The sequence below is a fragment of the Lysinibacillus mangiferihumi genome (genome assembly GCF_003049665.1).
GTDB lineage: Bacteria > Bacillota > Bacilli > Bacillales_A > Planococcaceae > Lysinibacillus > Lysinibacillus mangiferihumi.
In genome coordinates this window covers 1-22,733 of record NZ_PYWM01000008.1, presented here as the reverse complement: position 1 = coordinate 22,733, position 22,733 = coordinate 1, and the positions used below count along the sequence as shown (strand labels likewise).

Here is a 22,733-nt window from a genome sequence, read left to right as displayed (position 1 = left end):
TTCCTCCTTATTTTAAATCATTTAAGAAACTCTTACCGAATGGTGGTGCTTCTACTTTGAAGTTTTCAGCGACAGTTGCTGCAATATCTGCAAAAGTCTCGCGAAGAGCAAGCTCGCTTCCACCTTTAAAACGTGGTGAATAGACAATTAGTGGTACGTATTCACGTGTATGGTCTGTACCAGGGAATGTCGGATCATTACCGTGGTCAGCCGTAATCATAAGTAAATCATCCTCTGTCATTGCCTGTAAAATTTCAGGAAGACGCGCATCAAACTCTTGTAATGCGTTACCGTAGCCAAGCGGATCACGACGATGCCCAAAATTGGCATCAAAATCTACTAAATTTAAGAAGCTAATACCGTGGAAATTTTGTCTTGCGACGTTAGCGAATTGATCCATACCGTCCATATTATTTTTTGTACGAACTGCTTCAGTAACCCCTTCACCATTGAAAATATCAGAAATCTTACCAATAGCAATTACATCGAGACCAGCATCTTTCAAAGCATTCATCGTTGTACGTCCAAAAGGCTTTAACGCATAGTCATGACGATTTGGCGTACGTGTAAAGTTACCTGGCGTACCGATAAATGGACGTGCAATCACGCGTCCTACTAAATATTCGGGCTGTAATGTCAATTCACGTGCAATCTCACAAATTTTATAAAGTTCGTCCAGTGGAATGATTTCTTCATGCGCAGCAATTTGTAACACAGGGTCAGCCGATGTATAGACAATAATAGCCCCTGTCTCCATATGTTCCTGTCCAAAGTCTTCAATCACCTGTGTACCACTTGCAGGCTTATTACACAGTACTTTGCGTCCTGTACGTTGTTCAAGCTCGGCAATCAGTTCGGCAGGGAAACCTTCAGGATACACTTTAAATGGTTTATCAATATTAAGACCCATTATTTCCCAATGTCCTGTCATTGTGTCTTTCCCAACAGATGCCTCTTGCATCTTACCGTAGTATGCTTGCGGTGTATTTGTTGCTTGCAGTCCTTGCAGTGGTTCGATATTCGCTAAGCCAAACGACTCCATCACGGGCATTGTAAGCCCATTCATTTTTTCAGCGATGTGACCTAAAGTATGTGCGCCTGCATCGCCGAATTTAGCTGCGTCTGGTGCTTCACCAATCCCAACTGAATCCATGACAACGACATGGATTTTTTTAAATGCTTTATTCATAATTATTGCCTCCTAATCTCACGATTCCATTTTACCAAAAACAAGCGAAAGGATAAAGGTCAGACATCCGACTAAGTAATATATTTTCCTTAAACAAGAAAAAAGCTCTATCTGTCACTTATTTTTTATTAGGCACGTTAGGCACGCGGATGGTACTGCTTGTAGACTTCTGAAAGTCTCGTTTTACTAATATGCGTATAAATTTGAGTCGTGGAAATATCTGCATGCCCTAGCATCTCCTGCACTGCACGTAAGTCAGCTCCATTTTCCACTAAATGGGTAGCGAAGGAATGACGTAACGTATGTGGTGTAAGCTCATGTTGGATGCCCGCCTTTAATGCGTGCTCCTTCATTAATTTCCAACAACCTTGCCTTGTTAAACGTTTCCCTCGTTGATTAATAAAAAAGGCATCTGTTTTTGGGTATTTCCCCTGTAATGTACCTCGTGCACCATCTAAATAAACACCCAATGCAGAAAGAGCACTTTTACCAAGCGGAATAATGCGCTCCTTGCCTCCTTTTCCAAATACACGTACAAAGCCCATCGTTAGATGGATATCAGCCAAATCGAGTGCAATCAGCTCACTTATACGCATGCCAGAACCATATAAAAGCTCAAGCATTGCTACATCTCGAACACCTTGTGGTTTGCTGCGATTCGGTACTGCCAGCAATGCTTCGATTTCTTCAATCGATAGAATATTTGGAAGTTTTTGTTCAATCGTTGGCATTTCTAAATGCACCGTAGGATCTGTTTCTGTGCGCTTTTCTCGAAGTAAAAATTGGTGGAAGCTACGAATGGATGAGATATGGCGTGCAACAGTACGGCTCGTCTTTCCTTGCATGCGCAGTTGCTCTAAATGGCGCAAAATTGTTGTGCGTTCAATAGTGCGAAAATCAGCCATTCCCTCAGCTTCTTGCAAAAAATGGACATAGTTTTCTAAGTCTCGGCGATAGGATGCTAATGTATTAACGGATAATTGCCGCTCTACCTGGATAAAATGGATATAATCCTCTATTGCATATTGAAATTCATTCATCACAACGCCCCCTCACTGTCAATTATTCTCTATTTTAGCACGCCTATAAAAAAAGTGCGAAAAGCCTACACTATAGCTTAAACGTAATTTGCTTAGAGGCTTATCATTCCTTTACTAGAATAATAGAGCATCACATTATGCATAAAAAAACAAAAAACTGCCTGATGCAATCTATACGTAAGATTTCATCAGACAGTTTCTCGTTATTGTTCTTCATTCGTTTCGTCGTTTTTATCATGACAACGCCAGCAAATACCGTGGAAAGTTAGTCGGTGATCTTTTATAATAAAGTTCCAACGTTTCTCAACAACGGCTTCCACATCTTCAAGTAAGTCTTCTTGAATTTCATCTACAGCACCGCACTCGATACAAACGAGATGATGATGGAAATGCGCAGCTCCCTCTTGGCGTAAATCGTAGCGTGATACGCCATCACCAAAGTTGATTTTGTCGACGATTTTAAGCTCTGTTAGTAATTCTAACGTTCTATAAACAGTAGCCAGACCTATTTCTGGTGCCTTATCTTTTACTAAAAGATAGACATCCTCCGCACTTAAGTGGTCCTCTTCATGCTCTAGCAAAACAGCAACTGTTGCTTCTCGCTGCGGCGTCAGCTTATAACTAGCACTATGCAACTGTTTTTTTATACGATCAATTCGGCTTTCCATGTGACGCCCCCCTAAACTTATTTCATTATACCAAAGGAGTAAATCCTATTACAAGATAGTGAATAGATTTCAAATAAGCTTTTAATGTTTTTAGCTGTTGCTTCATATGAACGTATTTTATGCATCATTTGAGTACATACGTTATAACGATAAACTCAGCAACTATTATGATGAAAAAAGCGATAAAATTCAACAAAATTGTCCGTCCATTCGTCTTTTTCCCGATTTTTCGCTTCGACCAAGCAGGTACTAGTAAATTACATAGGACTAGCAACAATATACAATAGATAAGCTGAAATGGAAACCACCAAATCGTATATAGCCAAAATGCTTCAAGTTTTTGTAGTAAAAATACAGAGCTAAAGCCAAAAAACGTTGCGCGTATTGCTACTGTAACACGTACTAACACTTTTAAGACACTATGTGTTGCAAGTAACAGTACAATACCGATTGAAGCGGCTACAGGTAACACTAAACGAACAATAGATTGCCTGTCCACATCTGCTAAACGAGGTTCTATAAACAAAATAAAAGGCTCTGCATTCGCCCCTCCAATAATATGAAAGCAGATGACGCCACAAACGAAGCTCACTGCAACAATTGATGCGTGATAAAATATAGAAACCGTACGAGACATAAGCATGCTCCTTTTCTATCAAGGTTTGTACAGCTTATGCTCGTCCGCTTCTATTATGCTAAACTTTATTTTTCTTGTTGCAATGCCAACCACAGCACAGCAAACGCTGTTTTCGCATCATAGATACGCCCATCAGCAACCATTGCTTGTGCCTCTTCCAACGAAACTTCTAGTAATTCGACAAATTCATCTTCGTCTAGTTCTGCACTATGTTCAATGTGATACAAATCTGTCGCCACAAATAGATGAATGATTTCATCCGCAAAACCTGGTGAAGTGGCAAAGGCTTGTAAATACTTGAATTGATGTGCACCATAGCCTGTCTCTTCTTCCAATTCACGACGTGCAGTATGAATCGGCTCCTCACCGATTTCAAGTTTACCTGCAGGAATTTCTACAAGAGATCGTTCGAGCGCTTTACGATATTGCTCCACCATTACGAGCTTGCCTTCGTTGGTAATGGCAATGATTGCTACCGCTCCAGGGTGTTTAATAATTTCACGCTTAGCAGACTTCCCGTTTGGTAATGTGACATCATCAACCTGTAAGTTCACGATTTTGCCCTTATAGATAGGTGTCGTCTGTGTCGTTATTTCTTCAAACTTTTTCATTGCCCATAACCTCGCTTGTTCTTCAGATATGTTCATTGTACCATTACAAGTAGAGAAATCGAAGGAGGTATGATGCTGTTGAAATAAATCTATACAAATGTATAAAAATATAGTTATTTTTTATAGGGATTATAAGAGATAACTTTTGAAGTATGACGCAATAGGGAAATTTGCAAAAAAATTCGGCAAAACAGTTCAAAAGGGAGTTACTTGAGGATGATACTAGCAAAGAAAGTTAGATTATACCCAAGCAAATCACAAGAACAAAAATTATGGCAATCAGTAGGAACAGCAAGATTTGTTTACAATTGGACACTTGCAAAACAAGAAGAAAATTATAAAAATGGTGGGCAGTTTATATCTGATGGTGTTCTTAGAAAAGAATTAACTCAATTAAAGAAAAAAGAATTGTCTTGGTTAAAAGAAGTATCTAACAATGTAGCAAAGCAGGCAGTAAAAGATGACTGTAATGCGTACAGGAGATTTTTCAAAGGCCTAGCCAACAAACCAACATTCAAAAGCAAAAGAAAAAGCAAGAAGTCATTCTACAACGACAATGTAAAGTTAAAAGTCAAAGATGGAAAGATGGTGCTTATTGAAAAAGTTGGTTGGATAAAAACAAATGAGCCATTACCTATTGGTGTTAAATACAATAATCCAAGAGTCAGTTATGACAATAAGTATTGGTATCTATCAATAGGAATCGAACAAGAAACCAGTCAAGAAGAATTAACAGATGTTTCTTTAGGGATAGATATTGGTATAAAAGCATTAGCGGTCTGTTCAAATGGTGCAGTATATAAAAATATCAATAAAACTAATGTCGTTAAAAAGACTGAGAAATGCCTTCGTAGGTTGCAACGACAAGTTTCTCGTAAATATGAAATGAATAAGGAGGGAAACCGTTTTGTCAAAACAAGCAACGTTATAAAAATCGAAAAGAGGATACAACTCCTGCATAGAAGATTATCAAATATCAGAAAGAACCATCTTCATCAAAGTACAAATGATATGGTGAAAACCAAGCCATATCGAATTGTAATGGAGACGTTGAACATCAAAGGGATGATGAAGAACAGACATTTATCGAAAGCTATGGCGAAGCAATGTTTGTATGAGTTCAAAAGCAAGCTGATAAATGGTATCCATCTTCAAAAATGTGTTCAAGTTGTGGAAACATAAAAAAGGACCTGAAGTTGTCTGACCGAACATACGAATGTGTATGCGGTCATAAAATGGATAGGGATTTAAACGCAGCTATCAATCTAGCACATTTTCAATTAGCAAAATAACACGTAAACGTTATGGCTAATATGTAGGAATCGTTGCATCCGAATTAACGCTTGTGGAGTGTTACATCAAACGAAAGTAGCTTTTTGCAAAATCGGACACGTAGAAGCAAGAATAAAACAAGATTTATAGATTTTTATAAATTTTTGGCAACGGGCATTCGTATGAAAAAAAGACAACTTGGCTCAAGTAATTTATTTATCTCAGAGATTAGTTTAGGAGGTATGTCTCTTTCGACAGATAAACATACTGCAGCGTCCATTATCGATATGGCGCTAGATGCGGGCATTAACTACATTGATACGGCTGATTTATATGATTTAGGTGCCAATGAAGAAATTATCGGGACAGTTTTGGGTAAACGTCGACAAGACCTGATTATCGCAACGAAAGTAGGGAATCGTTGGACAGAAGGGGTGGACGGCTGGCAGTGGGATGCCTCCCCTACATATATTAAAGAGGCTGTTCATAAAAGCCTAAAAAGACTCGGTACAGATTACATTGATGTCTATCAACTACATGGTGGCACAATAGAGGATGACTGGGACGGTATTATCGACACGTTTGACAACTTAAAAAAAGACGGTGTCATTCGAGAATACGGTATATCCTCAATTCGACCAAATGTACTGAAACGTTTTTTACCTGCTAGCTCGGCAAAAAGTGTCATGATGCAATATAGTGCGTTAGATCGTCGCCCAGAAGAATGGCTAGATTTTATAGCTAGTGAGGGGGCTTCGGTCGTAACACGCGGCACCATCGCAAAAGGATTATTAACAAATAATTGGAAAGAACGTTTACAACGGGTCAATGGCTATCAAACTTACACTGTAGATGAATTAACAACAACATTAACAGGCTTAGCCAAACACTATGAAGATTTACATGCATTAGGGCTAGCCTTTAATTTGAAGGAACCCACTATAGCTTCAACGGTGATTGGTGCTAGTTCGCAGGAGCAACTCGCCCAAACACTAACTGCCTATGAAAAAATAAATGCAATCACTAATTTTGATAAAGCGAACGCTCTGACTAAAGCAGACCAATACGTTGACCACCGATGAAAAAATGGTTCGTTTTACTTTTATTTTTAATCATTCTCGCAATTTCCTCTAGCATGACTTATGAACAACAATCTATTATTCCTGAACTAGAGGAACTATTAGCGCACAAGCCTTTTGAAAAACAACTGTCCGTCTTAAAAATTCCCTATTGGGATACAGTCGTATCTATAGAAGAGCGAGGCTACTTTAAATTTGTAGAATTTCTAATTCGAAAATTCACACATTTTGTAGGATTTGGTTGCATTGCACTGGGGATTTATTTTGCGTTGAGTAAACGACGATTCGCTGCGCGTGTAGCCATTGCCATTACGGCTGTCATTGCCATGCTAGATGAATTTCGTCAAAGCTTTACACCTGGACGTACCATGAGCGGGCAAGATGTCCTAGTAGATACAGCAGGCGCTATTGTATTTATTAGCATTGCCGTAGTCGTAAAGAAACTACGGTCGCTTAGAAAATAAAATTTTGACGATTTCCTAAGGGTTTGTGGCGATTTAGCGTATTTTTGTGGCGATTCTCCCGAGGTTTGTGGCGATTCAAAGCATTTTTGTGGCGATTCTCTCGAGGTTTGTGGCGATTCAAAGCATTCCAAATCAAAATCAACGAAAAAACAGTGAATCTCATTCCAAGAGATTCACTGTTTCTATCAAACTTACATTAAAACTTCGAGCCATTGTCACCGTATTCGTTCAATAATTCTTCGAACGTTTTGTTTTTCTCACGTTGCTTACGCTCAAAAGCTAACTGTGCTTGACGCTCTTCCTCTGCCGCTTGCTCTTTCGCTGACAAATCTTGTTTCGCTGCTTTTAACTTCGCTAACACATCGCCAGCAAGCTGATCTGCTAATGTAACAGCCTCTTGCTTTGGTAAACTAGCAGTAATACCATCGTCAACACGTTGCTGTTGTTTTCGTTTTTTTCCCATACTTTCACCTTCTTACTAACTTTAAGGGCGTTGAACAACTGTTGCTACGCCTTGTCCCCCACCGATGCATAATGTAGCAAGGCCTGTTTTTGCGTCACGTTTTTCCATCTCATGTAACAGTGTCACTAAAATTCGTGCCCCACTTGCCCCAATTGGATGACCAAGGGCAATTGCTCCCCCATTTACATTTAGTTTATCATGATTAAAGCCTAGTTCGCGATCGACAGCAATCGATTGTGCTGCAAATGCTTCATTTGCTTCAATTAAATCTATATCTACTAGCGAAACATCCGCCTTCGCTAATGCTTTCTTCACCGCTGTGACCGGCCCAGTTCCCATAATCGATGGATCTACACCTGCGCTCGCATTAGCTGAAATAAGCGCCATTGGCTTAATACCTAACTCGACAGCCTTCGCTTTTGACATTACGACAACCGCTGCTGCACCATCGTTAATGCCTGAAGCGTTCGCTGCAGTCACAGAGCCGTCTTTTTTAAATGCTGGACGCAGCTTTGCTAATGATTCCGCCGTAACCCCTGCACGTGGAAATTCATCTTGGTCAAAAATAATCGACTCGCCTTTACGTTGTGGTATTTCCACAGCTACAATTTCACTATTAAATTTCCCCGCTGCAATCGCCGCTTCTGCACGTTGCTGTGAACGCGCAGCAAAAGTATCTTGCTCCTCACGAGAAATTTCATACGCATCACATAAATTTTCGGCAGTAATCCCCATATGATAGTCATTAAATGCACACCATAAGCCATCATGAATCATCGTATCCACAACTTTTTGATCGCCCATGCGGAAGCCTTCACGTGCATTTTTTAATACATACGGCGCTTGGCTCATATTTTCGAAACCGCCTGCCACGATGATATCTGCATCGCCAGCAATAATTGCTTGTGTTGCTAAATGCACTGCTTTTAAACCTGAGCCACATACTTTATTAATTGTTAAAGCTGGCACTGTGTTTGGAAGTCCCGCAGCAATCGATGCTTGTCGAGCAGGATTTTGTCCAAGACCTGCCGATAAAACATTCCCCATAATGACTTCATCTACTTGCTCACCTGCTACACCAGCACGTGCTAATGCTTCTTTAATAACGATACTTCCAAGAGTTGTTGCTGGTACATCTTTTAATGTTCCTTGGAATGAACCGATTGCCGTACGCACGGCACTAACAATCACTACCTCGTTTGTCATAACCATTCTCCCCTTTTCCCCGTTCAAAAATCAACACTGCATGCATATGCTACTAGCAGATATGTATATTTTAACAAATGTTTAGACGATTTTCGATAACAGAAATAATCGCAGTTTTTCAAAAGTTGTTGTAAAATGTTGTCGTGTTTTAAACAAACGTAGTTGGGAACATTACAAATAAGAAATGTGCATTGGCTTACGATCAGTTAAGTACAATGCCTAGACATCAAAAGAAATAGGGCGTGGAGGTGTAGAAGATGAAAAAGAAAGTGCTTTTATTTTCAGGTATTACAACGACGCTTGCTGCAGCAGCAACGGGGCTGTTTGGCTTTGCGCTTTCCAATAAATTAATGTACATTCAAAAAAAAGATCCCGAATTTATTCGTGAACGTGAGACAACTGCCAAACGCTTTGACGAAGCTTGGTACAATAAAAATTTTAAATGTGAATTAAATATTGACTCTCCCAATGGTTATTCCATTCACGGCATTATGTTTCAACCATTACAAACAAACAATACAATGATTATTTGTCACGGTGTTACAGAAAATAAAATTAACTCGGTCAAATATGCTCGTCTTTTTGAACGGTTAGGATACAATTCTGTTATTTTTGACCATCGAAGACATGGCGATTCCGGTGGCAAAACGACTAGCTATGGCTATTATGAAAAAAATGATTTAGATGCTGTTGTAAAAACAGTGAAAGCGATGATTGGTGAAAATGCCTTGCTCGGCATCCATGGGGAGTCAATGGGTGCTGCAACCATGCTGTTGTACGCAGGAACGGTTGAAGATGGCGCTGATTTTTATATTGCAGATTGTGCCTTTTCGGATTTCTCAATGCTGCTTAAGCAAATCGCCAAGACCGAATTTAAATATGGCTCCATTATTCCGATTCGTTTCGCAGATTTCTTTATCCGGTTACGCGATGGCTATTCATTTAAAAGTGTAACGCCCTCAGAAGCTGTGACCCATATTGAAAAACCGATTCTCTTTATTCACAGTATTCCTGATACATTTATACCTGCTTCGATGTCACTCGATTTATACAATAAAAAAAATGGACCTAAGAAATTGAAGCTTTTTGAAAAAGGTGCGCATGCTCAATCCTTTAATGAAAATATGGCTGAATACGAAGATCTCATACATGACTTTTTAGAAAGTTTTATTTATGAAAAAATCAATCATGATGCTTCATCATCCAATGTGATTCCTTTTCACTTTCGATAAGTGAAAACACCTTGCAAGCTTTGACAACTCGAACTGCGACCCAATTGTTAGACACCATCTAACAATTGGAGGTACAGTTTTTCTATGACCAAATATACTGTAGAAGATAAATGACAAGCAGTTGAGCGCTACTTAAGCGGAAATGGAAGTTCTTATGATATAGCTAAATCTTTGGGAACTCGCCATATCAAATGAAATTGCAACTATTTGACCTTATCAATCTATGAATGTGAAAACACGAAAAAGCACTTGACACCAGTTATAGACAATCAAGTGCTTAATAATATTTGCAAGTTTTATAAGTTATTTTAGTATTGACAGTATGACTTCTTTTTTACTACATGGCAAGTGTAACGTTTAAACCTTTAGCTTGTTTAATCTCGTGTGTTTGTTGCTTATGCCACCCATATAGTGGTCCTTGTAAGTAAAATGTCATCTCGCCTATTCTCGCTCTTATTACATTAGTATTAAAAAGCATTTCTTGATGGCTTTCCTTTATGAGTTATTAATTCAAATACAAAGGTATTTTTAACTATCTACCAACTCTTTAGTAAACAAGTTTAACATGGATAGAATAATGGATCATCTATTAAAAATGTTCACACTATATTATGAATACCACTCATCGTCGGAAAATTTCTCGTCATCTTCACCAGGCTTTATATTGTATATGTCTATGAATCTTTTTATTTCTGACCTCAACAACACCAAATCCTTACTCTCAATCACAAAGCCCCTATGGTTATTCCAACTCATATCAACCTCTAAATTTATATCCAACTCCCGACACCATTCAATAAAATCATGCATGATCATTGTAAAACAAACGTTAAATTTATGAACCGAAACCCAAATACCTATTCTTCCATCTCCAAGATCTTGTTGTCGTAATTTTAAATCTCCATCTAAGAACCACTTAGTATGTTGTTGTTGCTTCTCTTCAAACATTAATTCGTATCCTCCTATTCTTTGTATAAACCTGTAAGCACATCCATTGCTGGACTTGTTCTGACGCTACCATAAATAACTTCTTCCTACGAACCATACTTTTCAAAAAGTTGTTCTGGTGTAGGCCCAATCCTTTTTAGGAGAATAACCTTAGACCGCATCTGAATTTGATTCAATCTCTTTTTTCGGTTGGTTCTTCTTTGAGGACTCTTCCTTGTTGGAGGATTTTTTTAGAGTTCTTACCCTTCTTCGACCCTCCGCTCTTTCCTTTTTTCTTGCCACCTAAGGAGCCTACTTTTGGAATCGTTCCAATAGTAATCCTTTTATTCCTAAAAAACACATTAAATATCACCTGCAAATACGCTTTTATGTACGTACAAAAACGCTCGTTTAAACATGTACATTTTTAATTCCCAATGTATATTACAACTTTACTTGGGGGAGCGAGCGTGGTAGCCTTGTTTGGTCAGCCAGCTCTTATTATAGCTGGGTTTTGGCTGCCGAATCATGCGAGTAGAGGTCTCCGTTTTAAGTTGTAATTATTCACTCATATGAATAGAGGAAAGCATTTTGAGCAGGAATGTAAATGCTTAGGTGTGCAAAAATGTACATCTCGATGCGGACATTTATAAATATTACACCCCTTACTTTTTATATCGTTTTTTCTCTAGTAATGTCATAAACTGTACAAAGCCAATTTCTTATAAAAGTATACGCATACCAACTTACTTCTACGCTAAAACGCAAAAAAGCACTCGTTGCCCTAAACGACAATCAAGTGCGTTACGTTTATCTATTTTCTATGTTTTAATGGTTGGTTCTAAATTAGTGTATTTTATTACGTCGTTAAAACTGTATGACGCCTTTTGTGTCTCGTAACCAAATAATACCTTTGAAACGTACGAGCTTGTATGCATTCGTTAGTTTACTATACATTCCATGTCTTTTACCCGACATACATTAAAATGTCATCCCGCCTAAGCTCGTGTGTCTTAGTTTATCGTATCGAGAGGGTGTACAAACAGTAGCTCATGATGGTTAATTTTTCAAAATGACCTTCTTCTTTTTTCTACACTTCACATATGCTTTCCTTTTCAGGTATCTGTACATGTTTTAAGTTAATTGCTATAACTTTTGCTGCTCTCACGTTAAGATAAAATCCACTCATCAATACCTATCATTATATTAAATCAATCTATGAATATAGCTTTACTCTTCACTATCTTCATATAAATTATTCAAAAATTCATCAATATCATTTGCTAAAAAATACATATTTTCTAAATCATCATTCTCTTCATCATGAGACCAGTGAAAAATTTGCCCATGATACTCTTCACTTACTCCTAAACATATCTGGTTCCCACTTGGGTCATCTGCAATCGGTATAAAGCCTACATCTAAAATCTCATCAAAAATATCAAACTTTTTCTCCAAATTGTCATACATGCCGCCAATCCCATAAAAAATATTTAATACACTTTCTCCTACATCATCAGATATTTTATAGATACTTGGATTTGGATAACCACCGTTGTATTTCAATAAAAAACTTCTGTATTTTTCAGGAAAAACAATATGATGACTTTGTTCAAATGCCTCTAAATCTTCCATACTTAACTTTTTATGAATCATCTCAATGTTCATTATACTCTATCCTTTCATTCTTTATTTTTTTTACCGTTAACCTTCGATTGCCCACCTATATGCTTAAATTCATCATGAATATCTTTTTGGACGAGAACCATTGTTTTACCGTCCTGGTGATGATGCCATGTATATCCTAAAGATGGTCTGTTATCAAAAATCGGTGAATCAGTCTTTAGTAAGCCCAGCTTCTTTATTTGCCCTTTCAAAATCTTTTGGATTATTCTTAGGTGAATGCACTTCAATTGTAACTGGTTCAACCTTTGGATGCATGTATGGACTAAAGTCAGGATAACCATTAGGGAACTTACTGATATTCCAGACTTGTTAGTATAAGTCCAAGTACCAATATCATCAATTGAAATATACCCGCCCTTTTTATACCACTTTTCAGGTACTCGTGAGTTCATTGGTTTAGTCTTTAGTATTTCTTTAGTAAAGTCCTCTACTTCTAATCTTCCACTCTTACCCGCACCCTTAGTTCCCTCAACAGGTTTACTATCTTTTGCTGGTGGTTTGGAACTATTCGATGGTTTTGGATTCGGCGTTGGCTTATTTTTCCCGACTGTTCCCGTATCCGTTATTCGGCCCATATTCACACCTGCAAACTCTAACTGCGGTGTTCCCAACTGACGCAATTGGTCCTTTACTTCGGCTACTTTGGTTTGGAACTTATCTTGAGGCGATATTTGGATTCGCTTCAATTTGTCTGCGTTGGTGCTCGTTAAAAATTATTTTACTCATGATGTGCTCCCGTTCATAAATGGTATGGTTAGTATAACGGGGGTTTCAAACGTTGAAAATAGAAAAACCCCGAATAGGTCCACTTTTTTAAAGTGTCCACTATTCGGGGTTCAGTTCATATATAGACAATCAAGTGCTTTAAGTTTATACATATTCTAAGTTTAATAATATCCCTAAGTTTTCATAAGTTTCATATTTTTATATTGATGACATATCTTTATCTCTTGACAAGTGTCACGTTTAAACTCGCGAGCTTATTTAATCTCGTTAATCTTTTACTTACGATACTTATGAATGGTCCTGTCCTGTCTAGAAAAATGTCATCTCGCCATATTTTTAAACAAGTTAAAAATAAGTGTTTCATACTATATGCTTGTTTATCGCCACAAGCTTTGTCATTCTCGTGTGTAAATATAAATCGAGTAAATTAATATAGTCGTCTTCTATACCGTTCATTACAACCAATCTCGTATGTCTACTTACTATCATGAGCTTTGAATGCAAATACAAGAGTTTTTCGTTCTTATACTTGTGCCTTTTTTAATAAATTCTTATTGTGTACCTATTAAACTAGGATTTATTTGCTCAAATCTTGCCCAATCAAATAAACAATTAATAGACATACTATTACTACACTGAATTTTTATAGATCCCTCTTCCCCAATATCTTCAATTTCGAATTGCTCAATCTCATTTATAGTTCCAAATGAATTGATTTCTAATTCTCTCACACCCAAAAATGACATTTCAACATATACTATGTCCCATTCACTCCATCGTTTAGGCTTATTTTTGACAATCTCTTTAGTAGATAATTGAATAAATAATGTTGGACCATCTCTTTTTATTTGAACATTCAATAATTCAGAATCGTTAAACATTGGCATACTTCCAAAAATGCCTGTAATTGCTTGAGGATTCATTATCCTACTTGAGTTAATCATGTATACACTCCTCTATTTCTATTAATACGTTATCTCCTACACACAATACATATTTACACAAAAATATAAAAGCTTATAAAGTTACTATAACCCTTGGTGTTTACTTAGCATCATGAGTCATTTTACCTAACATTAATTTAGTCTCTATCTAACAGTTAAAATATTCTTTTAAAAACTCATAAAATGTTGGCCAAGTTTCCTCTAACTCTCCTCTTAAAAGCAGCTCATCTCCACCTTCAAAATTTACCGAATAAACTTTATCAGTTACACTATCAAGTACTAGTATAGCATTTGCTGACATTTCACTTAAAACTAAATACTTTTTAGGAAACCCATGCTCATTTCGAGCAATAATCGTATATGATTCAATATTATTTTCTTCATCTACAACGTCTAGCAACTCATAAGGAACGTGTTCTTCCCAAAATGGCCCAACATATAGATAATAAAATTCTCTGAATGTATCAGATACTTCAACACCTAAGTTAATCAATGTCTCTTTCACTTCATTTTTATCCTCACGTTTATAAATGTCTTCTTCAAGAATTTGTTCTAAATTATCAGGTAAAACATTCATTTCAATTCCCTCCTAAAGCTTCATTCCCTCTAGTTTTCCAATAATTTATAGAATCTACTTTTTGAAATGCTTTTCTTGTTGGTTCATCCATAGGATAAAATGGGTTTGATTTCCTTTTATACGGATGTAATGGCGCAAGAGCCACGTGCTGGATAGGTGAATTTTCGTAGACCCGTGTCACATTTTATTTTAAAAGCCTTCTGACATTCACCTGGGGCACCACGCAATGTCCTATTCAAAAACAACTGAAAAATAAGTTGTACGTCGAAAGCGGCAAAAATCGCATCAAAACGACGGGAACTCTCCATTTCCAATAATTCTTGGATGTCAAATAGAATCATTTGTTTTACAATAGTTAAAGGGCATTCACCTCATTCGTCGCTACCATTATACCGAATTTGGGGAGGTGCCCGTTTTTTATTGTTTAGAACCTTTGATACTAAAGGGATTAGAATTATGTAATTAACTCATTTAGTACACTAATTAAATAATCGTTATCTTTTCAATTTATGTATATAAACATGCAAAAAGCACTTGTCGCCTGTTATAGACAATCAAGTGCTTTAAGTTAATATATTTTCTAGGTTTGTTAATGTTTGTTAGTTTTATAAGTTATTTTAGTATTGACAGTATGACATCTTTTTTACCACATGGCAAGTGTAACGTTTAAACCCTTTAGCTTGTTTAATCTCGTGTGTTTGTTGCTTATGCCATCCATAAAAGTGGTCCTTGTAAATAAATTGTCATCTCGCCTATTCTCGCTCTAATTGCCGTAATATTAAAAAATGCTAATACTCCTTGATGGTATAACCTTCATGAGTTTTTAATTCAAATTTAAGGATATCCTTTTCTGTATAAAAGTTAATCATAGGTTTCATATCATAACCATATGTTTATCGCCACGAGCTGGTACAATCTCGTTACTTTACTGTCAATGCCCTGTCATAAGTCCCGCCGCCATATAAAATGTCATCCCGCCTAAGCCCTTACTTCTTTTTCAAGTCTATTATTGCCCGGGATGATACAATCATCGTGAAGTACGTATTTTCAATCACACTATCATTTTCCTATTCACTTCACATATACTTTATTTTTCATATGTTATAGTAAAGCTTATATCCGTAAAAATATTTTGTCCTTTTTCCCAGTTTTCACTTGAAAGTCCTTCTATATAGTCAATAAAATCTATAATATATTAGCGATAGGTCCATTATCCATTGTAAGGTAAAGAGTTATATTTGGTACTGCACTCAAACAGCAGATAATCTGCTAACCATAAAGGGATCTACGTTCTTTTCTTCTAATAAGTCTTCAAACTTCTCCGTTCCATTTTTCACAAAATATTCGTACTCCGACTGTGAAATAAAAAACGCTAATAATATTCTTCCATCTTTCTCTTTAGTCTCAGTACGAACCTTGCTATATTTCTCTGGGAAAGCGAATGGTTCTGTAAAGTAAATTGCACTTTTATCGTAATTTTGAACAAATGTCTTATCAATACTTTCAATACCACATATCGCTATTCCTCTTCCTATTTCCATTTGGTTACCGATACAATAAAATAACGCATTTGCAAGAATTTTTCCTGTACTATTAAATGCTCCATCAACTACCATCGAAACCTCAACATTATCACCTACTATTTCCTCATACTTACTAAATCCAAGTGTATTATAAACTAAACATTCTTCAAATACATTTTCATACTTTAAAATTTGTATACTTGGCATTTCTTCATTATTTTTAAACACTTCTTGGTCAACTGGTTCCCCTAAAAACCTATTGTAATGGTCATAGTAAAGTTCTCCATAGTTAATCATCTTTTTTTACTCCTTTATAAGTTCCTTCTACTCCTTCATATGCATGGCTAATATTACGATGGATGACATTGAACCCCTTAATCGTTTATTATATTCATCCTATCTTTTACTCTCTTAAATATCATCTTAGTATCTTTTCTAACAGTATGCATTTTCATGTGTCATAGCTGATCATCATTAATTATCAATTCAAACTAAAAATACATCCCATCCGTTTATAATAAAAAAAACTTGAAGGCATATAGCCAGTCAAGGTTTCAAAGGTATTCCTTCCATTGTCCCATTATTATAGATTTCCATATACTAGAAACTAGGGGACTGTGTACAAACTCTTTTACACCTACAAACACTTCTCCAAATTCATCATTTATAATTTCTTAAAATAGTTACGTTAAATATTTTACCGTTTAATTTCATAAATCCATTGAGTTATCTATCTAAATACTATTACAATTGCTCATACATAGTAATAGAAAGCCCTAATTCCCCCATAATTTCATCCCCTATTTCAATAATAATATTTTTATTCGGAAACAATTCTTTTACCCTTTTATCCCAAAAATATACTAATGCCTTAGCAAATTCATCGATTATTTTATCATTCTCCAATGATTGAGTATAACTACCAATAAAAAAATCACCCAAACTTCTACTATTTATCCATTGCTCTATTTTAATTTTATCACCATTAAACTGTTCTTCAAGTCTTCTAATTCTCTCAAGTGCATTTTCTCCTTCTGCATCAAATAAATCTGAAATAAAAATATACCCATTTATTTCAATTATATCTGGGCAGAGTGTGTACGCTATTGCTAAAAAATCATCAATACTACAGCAATTTGCTGAATGATTAAATAGGCTTTCTCCCTTTTGCTCTTCGAATTCCTCAAATATTTGATTATCAACAATACTTTTATTTAATTTATAATTTAACATTTTATCACCATCCAAACTCATTTTTAATAAAATCGGGTACAGCTCCATCTAACTTATAATCCTTAAAAAACTCTTTTCCTGCAGGGCTAACATTAATTTTAAATGCTTTAACTCTTTGCCTACTTAAATCATATATTAACTTTCCATCCCCATCATAAACGAAAACGTGTTCTCCGTTAGCAGTTTTATAGACACTATTTGGTGTACTATTTAGGGGTCTATCGCTACCTGATTTATTAACTTTTATAACTCCATTATCCTTCAAATTCTCAAACGATTTTGAATCTAATTCACTAGTATGATTTAAATTTCTTGTGAAAGTATTACCCGTACCCTATGTTGTAATCTTAAAAACTCACAATAAAAAAACAAACCATGTAAAACCTTATTAAACTACTTCTTTCTCTTGTACTACCGGCAATTCATATGCCGTTTTATGTTTCATCATCCCATATATAATATTTACAAGCCTTCTCATAATACATACCAACGCTTGTCCTTTTGTTTTTCCTTCTTTTAGTTTCTTTTAATAATAAGCGTGAAACACTGGATTTCGTGGCATCTTACTTCCTTTTGCTACTTGTACTTGCTGTACAGCTAAATTATAAAATAAAGCGTGTAGCGCCCTGTTTCCTTGTTTGCTTTTATGTGTCTTACCTTTCCCTCCAGAACCAAAGTAAACAGGCGCAATCCCCGCAAATCGTGCTAATTTATTGGCATTTGGAAATCGCCTTACATCCCCAATTTCTGCAATTAATGCTGATGCCGTCACAAGTTCTATTCCCGGCATGGTCTCTAATTGTTAATCTAGTAGATTTACTAGCTGTTTTAATTCTCTTTCGATGTATTTCATTTCTTTCTTTTTAAACTCAATCTCCCGTACAATACTTCTTACTAAAAAGTTTCGGATTTCTTGATACTCTTTCATTGTTTGCCCATCTTCTTTCACAAGCCTTAATATTTCACTTGCTTTCTTTACTGAACATGTATTGTTACTAACATCTAATAAAAAAGCTGTTAATCGCTTTATATTCGCCCCCTCTAAACAAGAGGGTGACGGATATTGCTCCCAAAATGCTAATGCTGTTTTTCCATCTAACTCTGAGAAAAACTTTTTATAACTTGGATAATGGTGGTTTAATTGAATATGTACTTGGTTCTTTAATGCACTTTGTGCTTTTACTAATGCATTCCTTCTTGAAACCAGATGTTGTATTGACCATAATAAATCGTTTGGCTTTGCATCTGGTAATTGATTAAATTTGTTTATCAATATGCGTGCTACACATTCCGCATCCCAACTATCATTTTTGTGTATCATCACTTGGCTTTTTCGTTCTAAAAATGAAAAAGCTGGATTTACTTCTTTCACTACTTGTTCATGATCTACTAAATATTTCGCTAATGCTCTTCCATAACCACCAACATCTTCTAAACCAAACACAACTGATAAACCATCACTCACATATGTCTCTACTTCTAATAAAAACTTCGAAAATGCCGATGGTTTATTATCAAATTGTATTTCTCCTAGTTTCTCTTGCCAGCAATTAATAATAACAGCCGTATGCTGCTCTTTATGTAAATCTACTCCTACATACAAATAGTTCTGCCTATGATGCATAACTCATCCCTCTATTCAATTATTTAGTCATATAAAAATGTCGGCAACCTTAGTTCGAGCGTTCATCTTCCGATGCACATAGGTACGCAAGCCTATCCATTTTTCATCACTCTAGTAGTATGTATAGTAAAATGAGCTAATTTTTTAAGTTTATTTATAAAATAATTGCTGCATGTTGTCCTTTTATTTGTATTTTCCCGTATTTATACATGCCACGATAAAAATTCTCTCTATCTAACATGCGTTTCACTTGTACTTTCGTAAATTGTTTACCTTTCGCTGTGCAGTAGCCTTCCACATTCAATTGTTCTGCCAATTGCGTAAGTGACCAATGTTTAAAAAAGTGTCGTAATTCAAATAGTCTACGTACAACTACTGCTTTCTCACCATCTACTTCTAACACCTTTTGTCCTTTTGTTGCCTTGTAGCCAAACAATACACCACCACCTGCATATCCACCTTGTTCAGCCTTCTTCTTTCTACCTCTACTTAGCTTCAATGCAATTTCAAGTCGTTGGTATTGGTCTAATAGCTCTAACATGCCATTCACCCAAAAGTCATTTGGCTCATGTATGTAAATACTATAGCTTGATTGTTCAATTGCCTTCACATCTACTTCATGTTTCTTTAATTCTCGTTGTATCAATACTTTCGCCATATCAGAGCGCCACAATCGTGATGTATTCAACACAACAACATAGCTTACTTGTTTATACGCCATATCAGACAATAGCTCTTGTAGTCCATCACGTTCAACTGTTAATCCATCTTCATCAACAGTCGCTCCGTTTAATCCTCTATCTTCATACACACGAAGTTGTTCTAACTTATTTTCGTTACAGTAACGCTCAATCTCTTCTACTTGATACGCTAAACTATACCCATCACGTACTTGTCCTTCCGTTGAAACTCGTACGTAACCAACTACTTTCTCTCCCATCATAAATCCCCTCCCGTTACAGTGATTTGAGTCCCTGTAACGTTTATCCGTTTTTTTTGCGGATAACGTGTTCGTAACGTAAATCCGTTAAAACGTACTTTACGATGACTTCAAAACATAATACAACGCTTTATTTTTACAATAGTTTTTTCTCTAGTAGTGTCGTACACTGTACAAAGCCACTACAGTTTATAAAATTTAACACTTAATACATTTATAAAATTATACGTTTACCAACTTATTTCTACGCTAAAATGCAAAAAAGCACTTGTTGCCATAATTGACAATCAAGCGCTTTAAGTTCATCTGTTTTTAAGTAGCTTTAATTTATAAGTTTTATAATAGTATGACACCTTATATATATCGTGACAAATATTAATTTAAAACTAACGAGCTTGTACGAGTTGGTTAATTTTATGTCTCTTCCATGCGTTTATATTCATCTTTCGGTAAAATGTCATCTCGCCTAAGCTCGCACCTCGTTTTCTGTTCTATCATTGTACGTAATACTCCATGATGGTACAACCATCATGGGTCTCTACTTTTAAACCACTTATTGTTTTTCTTTCCACTACAAATATACTTTATTTTTTATCTGGTGAATATACAATTATTCTCCCTTCTGGATATTCACCTTCCCATCCACAAGGCCATCCCCCAAGCTTATAAACCTCAAAGATTCTTTCATAAAAATTATCAACTTTTCCATTTACTAAACGATTTAGTGCACACATATGTAAATCTCCAATTATTTCTTCAAAAATATCAATATATTGTAATACAAAATCACCTGGATAGTTCTCAGATGATTGAATAATCTCCCTTATAGGACGCTCCATAGAGTTTAAATCATGCTCATATAATTGTCCTATTATTTCCCCACCTTCTGAGGATTTAATATCTTCCCAAACGTTTTCAACCTCATCCAAATCTTGAGACCATGCCAATTCTTGTGCTCTTTCATACTCATTAACCATAACAACATCACGATTTAGAAGGTTTTCATTATGAAAAAGTTGTAAATTTGTAATAAAATTAATAACCTCTTCGACTAATTGAGTGTTTTTTCCGTACTTCATTTATTTATCCACCTTTCCCAAAGTTCTTCAGTAGCACCGCCACCTCTTTGCCAAATCTTTATTTCTTCATTTAATTTTGTTTTGTAAAACTTCTCAATACCAATTTCTAATACCTTTGATTTGTATAATGGCAAGCCACTTTCTGTACCTTTTTTTAATTTTTGTTGCAATTCAAATACTTGTTGTTCCAACTCCTTAATACTTTGATTGATATTTAATTTATCTAACTGATCTTTAACCACTTATTATATACACTATGAAATCCTCTATGCCTAGACAAAGCACTTGGATCTTTTGCTGGTATCGGTAAAAATATCCCGTTATCAGCATGATCCATATCCATTCCAATTTTCTTTAATACCGGATGATTTCTTAAGTTTTTAGGTATTATATGTTGCGCCTGATATCCTTTCCGTGATGCAGAACGTGGAAGCCCCATGGATTCCAATAAATTTTGCCCTAATTTTGTAGAACTACCTCCTGTAACCTTTCCAGGGGTACCTGGAATAAGTCTAGTAGCTTCACCCGCACCCTTAGTTCCCTCAGCAGGTTTACTATCTTTTGCTGGCGGTTTGGAACTATTCGATGGCTTGTTTTTCCCAAATGTTCCCGTATCTTCTATTCGCCCACGTTCACACCTGCAAACTCTAACTGCGGTGTTCCCAACTGACGGAATTGGTCCTTTACTTCGGCTACTTTGGTTTGGAACTTATCTTTTACGGTGTCTAGCTGTTTAGTGGCTTTTTCTGTTAGTTGGCCTATTGGACCTTTATTCGTGACAGTTTTAATACCATCAACTACACCATTAAATGCTTTCGCACCCTTATTTATAAATTTCGCACCTGCGGATGCCATCCCTGCAAATGGTATCATCGCTCCTAAGGAGAGGGCTGCATTTACCTTGTCTCCTCTTGCATAATAAATCACTGCATTCAAGCCATCTGCTATTTCTCCATACACCGGTATTAGCCTTACGAGATCTAATCCTACTTGGAACGTGTTTAACATATTTTTAGGTGTTACAGTACTTACTACGACTTTGCCTAATGCTCTGGCCTTGTCTCAATCCTTAGAGGTATGTAAATGTCATTCTGTTTCCCTAAAGTTTTTAAAATATAGATGAATGTATACATCGTCACTTTTCCGCATGTGCAGTTTATAGCTATATGTTCCACTATAAATCTTCATTTTCACTTTATATTTCTGCACTCCCACCATAAAAACACGTAAAAATGCTGAATGTGGTACATCCCTAAATTCTATAACAAATTTATCTATCGAAACCTCTATGTTCTTCCCACTTATAAAAAATTTAACACTTAGTACACTAATTAAATAAGCGCAATCTTTACAATTTACGTATTTAAACATGAAAAAGCACTTGTCGCCTGTTATAGACAATCAAGTGCTTTAAGTTTATAAATTTTCTAAGTTTATTAATATATTTGAAAGTTTTATAAGTTATTTTTATATCGACAGTATGACATTGGATGGTCTACACTTAACTAAACAACTTTCATAAGGGGTATACTAAAAATATTAGAACCCTTAGGAGCGTGTACCTTATGAGAAGAGAACGTCGAACTTATACCCCTGAATTCAAGTTACAATTG

General features: G+C 36.0%; 21 protein-coding genes and 3 pseudogenes. 4 read left to right on the top strand and 20 right to left on the bottom strand.

Annotated features, from left to right (window positions below; translation table 11 throughout):
- Window positions 1-7 precede the first annotated feature (7 nt).
- The 5 genes from deoB to C9J37_RS09545 all read right to left on the bottom strand — a co-directional run bounded on the left by deoB (window position 8) and on the right by C9J37_RS09545 (window position 4,145).
- Window positions 8-1,189: a phosphopentomutase gene (gene deoB, locus C9J37_RS09565; RefSeq protein ID WP_107895141.1), complete on the bottom strand. Its 1,182-nt coding sequence runs from the start codon at window positions 1,187-1,189 to the stop codon at window positions 8-10.
- 137 nt (window positions 1,190-1,326) lie between these two features.
- Complete coding sequence (gene xerD, locus C9J37_RS09560; RefSeq protein ID WP_107895140.1) at window positions 1,327-2,229, bottom strand: site-specific tyrosine recombinase XerD; 903 nt, start codon at window positions 2,227-2,229, stop codon at window positions 1,327-1,329.
- 203 nt (window positions 2,230-2,432) lie between these two features.
- Window positions 2,433-2,897 carry a ferric iron uptake transcriptional regulator gene (gene fur / locus C9J37_RS09555; RefSeq protein WP_069510924.1) on the bottom strand — a complete coding sequence of 155 codons (465 nt, stop codon included), beginning with the start codon at window positions 2,895-2,897 and terminating at the stop codon, window positions 2,433-2,435.
- A gap of 124 nt (window positions 2,898-3,021) precedes the next feature.
- Window positions 3,022-3,534 (bottom strand): hypothetical protein, encoded by a 513-nt coding sequence (locus C9J37_RS09550; protein ID WP_024361508.1) that lies wholly within the window; start codon window positions 3,532-3,534, stop codon window positions 3,022-3,024.
- Window positions 3,535-3,599: 65 nt separating this feature from the next.
- Window positions 3,600-4,145 carry an NUDIX domain-containing protein gene (locus C9J37_RS09545; RefSeq protein ID WP_107895139.1) on the bottom strand — a complete coding sequence of 182 codons (546 nt, stop codon included), beginning with the start codon at window positions 4,143-4,145 and terminating at the stop codon, window positions 3,600-3,602.
- Window positions 4,146-4,361: 216 nt separating this feature from the next.
- Here C9J37_RS09545 and C9J37_RS09540 point away from each other — a divergent pair.
- The 3 genes and pseudogenes from C9J37_RS09540 to C9J37_RS09530 all read left to right on the top strand — a co-directional run bounded on the left by C9J37_RS09540 (window position 4,362) and on the right by C9J37_RS09530 (window position 6,960).
- Window positions 4,362-5,437, top strand: a pseudogene (locus C9J37_RS09540) (RNA-guided endonuclease InsQ/TnpB family protein).
- A gap of 162 nt (window positions 5,438-5,599) precedes the next feature.
- A complete protein-coding gene (locus tag C9J37_RS09535; protein ID WP_107895265.1) occupies window positions 5,600-6,499 on the top strand; it encodes an aldo/keto reductase in 900 nt (299 codons plus the stop codon).
- Entirely contained in the window at window positions 6,496-6,960 is a 465-nt protein-coding gene (locus tag C9J37_RS09530) for a VanZ family protein (protein WP_107895138.1), read from the top strand. Before C9J37_RS09535 ends, C9J37_RS09530 begins: the two co-directional genes overlap by 4 nt.
- A 196-nt stretch (window positions 6,961-7,156) precedes the next feature.
- On the opposite strand, the gene C9J37_RS09525 is transcribed toward C9J37_RS09530, so the two are convergent.
- Window positions 7,157-7,423 carry a YqkE family protein gene (locus C9J37_RS09525; protein WP_107895137.1) on the bottom strand — a complete coding sequence of 89 codons (267 nt, stop codon included), beginning with the start codon at window positions 7,421-7,423 and terminating at the stop codon, window positions 7,157-7,159.
- A 21-nt stretch (window positions 7,424-7,444) separates the two neighbouring features.
- On the bottom strand, window positions 7,445-8,629 hold the full coding sequence (locus tag C9J37_RS09520; RefSeq protein WP_107895136.1) for an acetyl-CoA C-acetyltransferase: 1,185 nt from the start codon (window positions 8,627-8,629) through the stop codon (window positions 7,445-7,447).
- A gap of 257 nt (window positions 8,630-8,886) precedes the next feature.
- On the opposite strand from C9J37_RS09520, the gene C9J37_RS09515 reads away from it, so the two are divergent.
- Complete coding sequence (locus C9J37_RS09515) at window positions 8,887-9,861, top strand: alpha/beta hydrolase (RefSeq protein ID WP_024361514.1); 975 nt, start codon at window positions 8,887-8,889, stop codon at window positions 9,859-9,861.
- A 609-nt stretch (window positions 9,862-10,470) separates the two neighbouring features.
- Here C9J37_RS09515 and C9J37_RS09510 read toward each other — a convergent pair.
- The 13 genes and pseudogenes from C9J37_RS09510 to C9J37_RS09435 all read right to left on the bottom strand — a co-directional run bounded on the left by C9J37_RS09510 (window position 10,471) and on the right by C9J37_RS09435 (window position 22,080).
- Complete coding sequence (locus C9J37_RS09510; protein ID WP_107895135.1) at window positions 10,471-10,809, bottom strand: hypothetical protein; 339 nt, start codon at window positions 10,807-10,809, stop codon at window positions 10,471-10,473.
- Window positions 10,810-12,018: 1,209 nt separating this feature from the next.
- A complete protein-coding gene (locus C9J37_RS09505) occupies window positions 12,019-12,456 on the bottom strand; it encodes an SMI1/KNR4 family protein (protein ID WP_107895134.1) in 438 nt (145 codons plus the stop codon).
- Window positions 12,457-12,470: 14 nt separating this feature from the next.
- Window positions 12,471-13,160 carry an HNH endonuclease signature motif containing protein gene (locus tag C9J37_RS09500; RefSeq protein ID WP_235617072.1) on the bottom strand — a complete coding sequence of 230 codons (690 nt, stop codon included), beginning with the start codon at window positions 13,158-13,160 and terminating at the stop codon, window positions 12,471-12,473.
- Window positions 13,161-13,751: 591 nt separating this feature from the next.
- The gene (locus C9J37_RS09495) at window positions 13,752-14,144 is read right to left on the bottom strand and encodes an immunity 50 family protein (protein WP_107895133.1); all 393 of its coding nucleotides are present in this window, start codon (window positions 14,142-14,144) and stop codon (window positions 13,752-13,754) included.
- A gap of 148 nt (window positions 14,145-14,292) precedes the next feature.
- Window positions 14,293-14,721 (bottom strand): SMI1/KNR4 family protein, encoded by a 429-nt coding sequence (locus C9J37_RS09490; protein WP_107895132.1) that lies wholly within the window; start codon window positions 14,719-14,721, stop codon window positions 14,293-14,295.
- A 1,250-nt stretch (window positions 14,722-15,971) separates the two neighbouring features.
- A complete protein-coding gene (locus C9J37_RS09480; protein WP_107895130.1) occupies window positions 15,972-16,541 on the bottom strand; it encodes a suppressor of fused domain protein in 570 nt (189 codons plus the stop codon).
- 447 nt (window positions 16,542-16,988) lie between these two features.
- Window positions 16,989-17,477 (bottom strand): hypothetical protein, encoded by a 489-nt coding sequence (locus C9J37_RS09475; protein ID WP_107895129.1) that lies wholly within the window; start codon window positions 17,475-17,477, stop codon window positions 16,989-16,991.
- 4 nt (window positions 17,478-17,481) lie between these two features.
- Window positions 17,482-17,742, bottom strand: coding sequence for a hypothetical protein (locus C9J37_RS09470; RefSeq protein ID WP_107895128.1), 261 nt, complete (start codon window positions 17,740-17,742; stop codon window positions 17,482-17,484).
- A gap of 123 nt (window positions 17,743-17,865) precedes the next feature.
- A pseudogene (locus C9J37_RS09465) lies at window positions 17,866-19,101 on the bottom strand (IS110 family RNA-guided transposase).
- A 154-nt stretch (window positions 19,102-19,255) separates the two neighbouring features.
- Window positions 19,256-20,041 carry a recombinase family protein gene (locus C9J37_RS09460; protein ID WP_107895127.1) on the bottom strand — a complete coding sequence of 262 codons (786 nt, stop codon included), beginning with the start codon at window positions 20,039-20,041 and terminating at the stop codon, window positions 19,256-19,258.
- Window positions 20,042-20,625: 584 nt separating this feature from the next.
- Window positions 20,626-21,120 (bottom strand): cytoplasmic protein, encoded by a 495-nt coding sequence (locus tag C9J37_RS09445; RefSeq protein ID WP_070128247.1) that lies wholly within the window; start codon window positions 21,118-21,120, stop codon window positions 20,626-20,628.
- Window positions 21,117-21,628 (bottom strand): annotated as a pseudogene (locus C9J37_RS09440) (AHH domain-containing protein). The gene C9J37_RS09445 and the pseudogene C9J37_RS09440 overlap by 4 nt, the downstream one beginning before the upstream one ends.
- A gap of 110 nt (window positions 21,629-21,738) precedes the next feature.
- Window positions 21,739-22,080, bottom strand: coding sequence for a hypothetical protein (locus C9J37_RS09435; protein ID WP_167397283.1), 342 nt, complete (start codon window positions 22,078-22,080; stop codon window positions 21,739-21,741).
- Between the last annotated feature and the right edge of the window lie 653 nt (window positions 22,081-22,733).

Excerpts from the sequence above, each read along its gene's own strand:
- C9J37_RS09515 (WP_024361514.1), top strand. The coding sequence starts at position 8,887 with ATGAAAAAGAAAGTGCTTTTATTTTCAGGTATTACAACGACGCTTGCT.
- C9J37_RS09475 (WP_107895129.1), bottom strand. The coding sequence starts at position 17,477 with ATGTTAAATTATAAATTAAATAAAAGTATTGTTGATAATCAAATATTT.
- C9J37_RS09535 (WP_107895265.1), top strand. The coding sequence starts at position 5,600 with ATGAAAAAAAGACAACTTGGCTCAAGTAATTTATTTATCTCAGAGATT.
- C9J37_RS09505 (WP_107895134.1), bottom strand. The coding sequence starts at position 12,456 with ATGAACATTGAGATGATTCATAAAAAGTTAAGTATGGAAGATTTAGAG.
- C9J37_RS09460 (WP_107895127.1), bottom strand. The coding sequence starts at position 20,041 with ATGGGAGAGAAAGTAGTTGGTTACGTACGAGTTTCAACGGAAGGACAA.
- C9J37_RS09530 (WP_107895138.1), top strand. The coding sequence starts at position 6,496 with ATGAAAAAATGGTTCGTTTTACTTTTATTTTTAATCATTCTCGCAATT.
- C9J37_RS09520 (WP_107895136.1), bottom strand. The coding sequence starts at position 8,629 with ATGACAAACGAGGTAGTGATTGTTAGTGCCGTGCGTACGGCAATCGGT.
- C9J37_RS09525 (WP_107895137.1), bottom strand. The coding sequence starts at position 7,423 with ATGGGAAAAAAACGAAAACAACAGCAACGTGTTGACGATGGTATTACT.
- C9J37_RS09510 (WP_107895135.1), bottom strand. The coding sequence starts at position 10,809 with ATGTTTGAAGAGAAGCAACAACAACATACTAAGTGGTTCTTAGATGGA.
- deoB (WP_107895141.1), bottom strand. The coding sequence starts at position 1,189 with ATGAATAAAGCATTTAAAAAAATCCATGTCGTTGTCATGGATTCAGTT.
- C9J37_RS09550 (WP_024361508.1), bottom strand. The coding sequence starts at position 3,534 with ATGTCTCGTACGGTTTCTATATTTTATCACGCATCAATTGTTGCAGTG.
- xerD (WP_107895140.1), bottom strand. The coding sequence starts at position 2,229 with ATGAATGAATTTCAATATGCAATAGAGGATTATATCCATTTTATCCAG.
- C9J37_RS09445 (WP_070128247.1), bottom strand. The coding sequence starts at position 21,120 with ATGAAGTACGGAAAAAACACTCAATTAGTCGAAGAGGTTATTAATTTT.
- C9J37_RS09490 (WP_107895132.1), bottom strand. The coding sequence starts at position 14,721 with ATGAATGTTTTACCTGATAATTTAGAACAAATTCTTGAAGAAGACATT.
- C9J37_RS09495 (WP_107895133.1), bottom strand. The coding sequence starts at position 14,144 with ATGATTAACTCAAGTAGGATAATGAATCCTCAAGCAATTACAGGCATT.
- C9J37_RS09480 (WP_107895130.1), bottom strand. The coding sequence starts at position 16,541 with ATGATTAACTATGGAGAACTTTACTATGACCATTACAATAGGTTTTTA.
- C9J37_RS09545 (WP_107895139.1), bottom strand. The coding sequence starts at position 4,145 with ATGAAAAAGTTTGAAGAAATAACGACACAGACGACACCTATCTATAAG.
- fur (WP_069510924.1), bottom strand. The coding sequence starts at position 2,897 with ATGGAAAGCCGAATTGATCGTATAAAAAAACAGTTGCATAGTGCTAGT.